The organism is Thiocapsa sp. (assembly GCF_011390875.1).
Classification (GTDB): domain Bacteria; phylum Pseudomonadota; class Gammaproteobacteria; order Chromatiales; family Chromatiaceae; genus Thiocapsa.
Genome location: NZ_JAABRP010000311.1, coordinates 1 through 3923 on the forward strand (window position 1 = coordinate 1; position 3923 = coordinate 3923).

4 protein-coding genes and 1 pseudogene are annotated in these 3923 nt (G+C 64.4%); 1 reads left to right on the forward strand and 4 read right to left on the reverse strand.

Annotated features, from left to right (window positions below; genetic code table 11):
• From GPT33_RS17570 to GPT33_RS17585, 4 genes are all read right to left on the reverse strand, one after another.
• Positions 1 to 804 (reverse strand): PIN domain-containing protein (locus GPT33_RS17570; RefSeq protein ID WP_296811632.1); only part of this gene is annotated, 804 nt, incomplete at its 3' end.
• A 199-nt stretch (positions 805 to 1003) separates the two neighbouring features.
• Positions 1004 to 1477, reverse strand: a complete 474-nt coding sequence (locus GPT33_RS17575) for a peroxiredoxin (protein ID WP_296811637.1) — start codon at positions 1475 to 1477, stop codon at positions 1004 to 1006.
• 104 nt (positions 1478 to 1581) lie between these two features.
• On the reverse strand, positions 1582 to 2121 hold the full coding sequence (locus tag GPT33_RS17580; RefSeq protein WP_296811639.1) for a glycine cleavage system protein R: 540 nt from the start codon (positions 2119 to 2121) through the stop codon (positions 1582 to 1584).
• Between the two features lie 92 nt (positions 2122 to 2213).
• Positions 2214 to 2777, reverse strand: a complete 564-nt coding sequence (locus GPT33_RS17585; RefSeq protein WP_296811642.1) for a zinc ribbon domain-containing protein — start codon at positions 2775 to 2777, stop codon at positions 2214 to 2216.
• A 211-nt stretch (positions 2778 to 2988) separates the two neighbouring features.
• Here GPT33_RS17585 and GPT33_RS17590 point away from each other — a divergent pair.
• Positions 2989 to 3923 (forward strand): annotated as a pseudogene (locus tag GPT33_RS17590) (hypothetical protein); the annotation flags it as partial.

Here is a 3923-nt window from a genome sequence, read left to right on the forward strand (position 1 = left end):
GTTCTGCTCGCGGTTGCGCGCCGTGATGCCCCAGACGCCGTGGCGCGGGATGCGGTAATCGTCGACCAGCTCGATGACGGCCTCGGTCTCGGTGCGTTTCTCGCGCACGATCGCCTCGAAGGCGCCGTCCTCGCCCAGATAGAGACACTCGGCGGGATACCAGTCCGCGATGTCCGGCCCGGCGATTCGGTACAGCGTGCGGCCCTCCTCCTTCCATGCATCGAGCGACTTCTCGTGGTGCTCCCAGAAATCCTCCGGGAGCGCCTCCATGCCCGTGTAAAGCAGGTTGACGTCGTCGAGGACCTGATCGTTGGAGTAGTCCTCCGCCGGGATGCCGAGCACCGCCGCCTTGATGCGCAGGTTGATGTCTTTCGAGACGATGATGACCTGGCGATCGGTCCGTAGCTTGCTCAGCGCCTGAGCGGTGCCCAGGATGTTGTTGTCGGCTCCGCTGCCCGGCAGCGACGCCGGCAGCTTCAGATCGAGCAGCTCGGTCTGAAAGAAAAGCCGACCGGTGGACGGGTGAGCGATGCCGCCGCCTGCCGAAACCGGGCCGATCAGAAGGCCCGCGTCGATCTCGTCCTTGTCCGCGTCGGACATGAGCTGATCGAGAAACCGACTGACCTGGCGGACGTTGCGCGCCACCTCTGACAACCCCTTCTTCCCGTGATCGAGCTCCTCGAGCACGATCATCGGCAGAAAGATGTCGTGCTCCTGAAACCGAAAGATGGCCGTGGGGTCGTGCATCAGCACGTTGGTGTCGAGGACGAACAGGCAGGTCTTGTCGTTTTCGCGTTTGATCATGGATGTCGGCTACCGGAGCGCCGCGCCGGAGCACTCGGCAGCGGCGATCGATCAGGTGGGGGAGGGGATCTGGGCCTCTCGGCAAGGCAGCTCGGCAGCGGTCGGCATCGCCGGGCGACGCGCGGGCCGGGTTCGATCCTGTGTGGATACGGGGTGCCGCGACCTCCGCACGGATGGCCGAGGCACCGCGAGGCGCGACCTAGCCGGCGTTGAGTCGCTGAGCCGCGGCGAGCACGGCGGCGACGTGGTCCTTCACCTTGACCCCGCGCCATTCCTCGCGCAGCACGCCCTCGGCGTCGATCAGGAAGGTACTGCGCTCGACCCCGAGGCTCTCTTTGCCGTACATCTTCTTCATCTTGATGACATCGAAGGCCTTGCAGAGCGCCTCGTCCTTGTCGGAGAGCAGATCGAAAGGGAAGGACTGTTTGGCCTTGAAGTTTTCCTGGGCCTTGATGCCGTCGCGCGAGGCGCCGAGGATCTGCGTGTCGGCCGCCGCGAAGGCATCCGCCGCATCGCGAAAGTCCTGGCCTTCCTGCGTGCAGCCCGGCGTGCTGGCCTTGGGGTAGAAATAGAGGACGAGATTCTTGCCGCGGTAGTCCGAGAGCTTGACGCTCTTCTCGCCAGTGGCGGGCAGCTCGATATCCGGAATGGTTTCGCCGATCGCGACGCTCATGCTGGGTGCCTCCACACTCAAGTGATGATCAAGTCACGCGGACTTGGTGGCGGCCGGAGATGTTTTACAGACACCGTCCGGCGCACCTGTACGGCGGATGGGGCTCAGCCCTTGATCGGCTCGAGCACGGCGTCGAGGTTCAGCCCGTCGCAGTAATCCATGAACTCCTCGCGCAGACCGGCGATATGCATGTCGGACGGGATCCCGACCGTCATGTGCACCGCGAACATGGTGGTTCCGGTGTGGGCGGCGGCATAGGTGGAGGTCGACATGTCCTCGATGTTGATCTTGCGCTCGGCAAAGAAGCCGGCGAGGTTGTTGACGATCCCCGGATGGTCCATCGAGATGACGTCGACCGCATACGGGAGCAGACTTCGGCCCGTGGCGCGCTCGCCGGTGCGTTTGGAGATGATCGTCATCCCGAGCTGGCGCTCGAGCTCCGGGAGGGCATTCTCGATCTTGGCCAGCGTGTTCCATTTGCCTTCGACCAGGAGGATCGCCGCAAACTCGCCGCCGAGGACCGTCATCCGGCTGTCCTCGATGTTGCAACCGTGCTCGAGCACGGTTTTGGAAATCTGGTTGACGATACCCGGGTGGTCTTCGCCGAGTGCCGAGATCACGAGGTAGGTCTTCTGCTTGGTCATATCCTTGCCGAGGTTCGCGGGTTACAAGTACCGCTCGGAGTGTAGCATGGGGCATCGGACCCCTGCATAGGGCGGGCCCGGCGCCGCGGTCCTCAGGAAGGCGACCCGCTCCGCGAATCCTCCGCTGGAGCCTGCAGGGGGTACCAGGTGTCGTCGCGTGCGGCCGGCAGGAGATCGCGTCTCAACTGCTTGAGTGCCTCCGAGGTCCGTGAGGCCCCGCCTGCGCCGAAAGGATCCTCGGAGTCGAGCACGTCGCCGAGCTCCGCGTCGATCTGATCCGGATCCTCGCCCGCCTCCATGCGGCGGATCGCCTCGGCCATCCCGTCGCCGAGCTTCAGGCCCGTCGCCTCGAACAGCTTACGCATCGTCTGCGCCGCCTGCTTCGGGTCGTCCTGATCAAGATTCTCCAGCTCGCCGGCCATCGAGGCGAAGGCGTTCATCAACTTCGCCTCGTCCATGCCTGCGGGCAGATCGTCGTCTCCCGCGTCCTCGCCGCCCTCCGCGCGCCCGCGGCTAATCGCGAACAGGCTCGCTTGGCGCCCGAGTTCCGGCCGTCCGCAGCGCGGACACGCCGGATGCGTCGCGGTATCGACCCGACGCGAGAAGAAATTGAAGATGGCATGGCAGTCGGGGCAGTAAAACTCGTAGACCGGCATGGTGTTGTCTCCGTCGAATGGCTCGGCGCATTCTATACCGAGCGCGCGTGTGTTTTTCGGAAAGCAGGGTGCGCAATGCGGCGAAAAACCAAGTGCCCTCGCTATTCACGCGATATCCGCCATGGCGGCGCCGTGCCTTCGTCGTCGTGTCCCGAAGCGACGTACGCGATCCCGACGCATCGGGACTTCTATTGGTGAGAGTTGACGCCCGATGTCTATGATCAAAAAGAGTTACGGGTTGTGTTCCCTTCTGGCTGCACTGATCTTGTGCGCGCCGGTAGCCCCCGCTGCAGCAGCGCCCGGCGGTGCCGAGGAAGCGCATCCGGGCGAGCGCAGCAACTTCGATAACCCCGGGGTGCCGCAACAGCATCGACACATGCGGCGTCTGCTGAACAACGCCTTCAGCTACATCGATCCGGCGCACCGCATCATCGAACCGGCTTCCGGTTACCCGGTCGAGGGCTGGAATCAAGAGCCGGCAAACGGACTCTTCCTCCGCGACTTCACGCAACTCACGGCAATCGGCGCCTGGATCGAGCTGCTGGCCAACATCGCCGCAGGTCACGCGAACAATCCCTATCTCTCCCGAGAGGCTGCTTTAGAAGGACTCGCGCGCGCGGTCGCGACACTTCGCGCCGATCAACGCGATCCTAACCTCGCCGCGAAGGGATTGCTTTCGAATTTCATGGGGTTCGACGGCGGGCAGCGCCGCGGCCCGCTGCTGGAATCCATCGAGCGACGCCGCGTTATCGACACCTTCGGCGAGCGTGACGGTCAGGCGATCTGGCAGGCACTCCTCGAGAAGGGATGGCTGAAGGAGGAAGACAACGGCCGAAAAGGCAACATTCTCCGTCGCGATGGCTACGGGGCGCTCCATTTCGACGGGGCGCTTGCCCCCTATGCCGATCCGTCTCGGCAAGCCGCCATTATGGGGCTGCTCGATCAACGCGTGGTCACCATCATCTTCGGCGACAACGCCAACCTGACGGCCGCCTTGGCGAGGGCGATCGGCGCGCTCCTGCAGCCCGAGATCCGCGACGTCCCGCAGGCCGTCGCCCTGCGGGACGCGATGGAGCGCTTCATCGAGGCCCAGCGAGAGGGCTACGCCCATCTGTTCGATCCGCAGACCGGCACCTTCGTCTTCGG

What these genes read in the sequence shown, in the direction of transcription:
- GPT33_RS17575 (WP_296811637.1), bottom strand. Translation starts at nt 1,477, where the DNA reads ATGAGCGTCGCGATCGGCGAAACCATTCCGGATATCGAGCTGCCCGCC.
- GPT33_RS17585 (WP_296811642.1), bottom strand. Translation starts at nt 2,777, where the DNA reads ATGCCGGTCTACGAGTTTTACTGCCCCGACTGCCATGCCATCTTCAAT.
- GPT33_RS17580 (WP_296811639.1), bottom strand. Translation starts at nt 2,121, where the DNA reads ATGACCAAGCAGAAGACCTACCTCGTGATCTCGGCACTCGGCGAAGAC.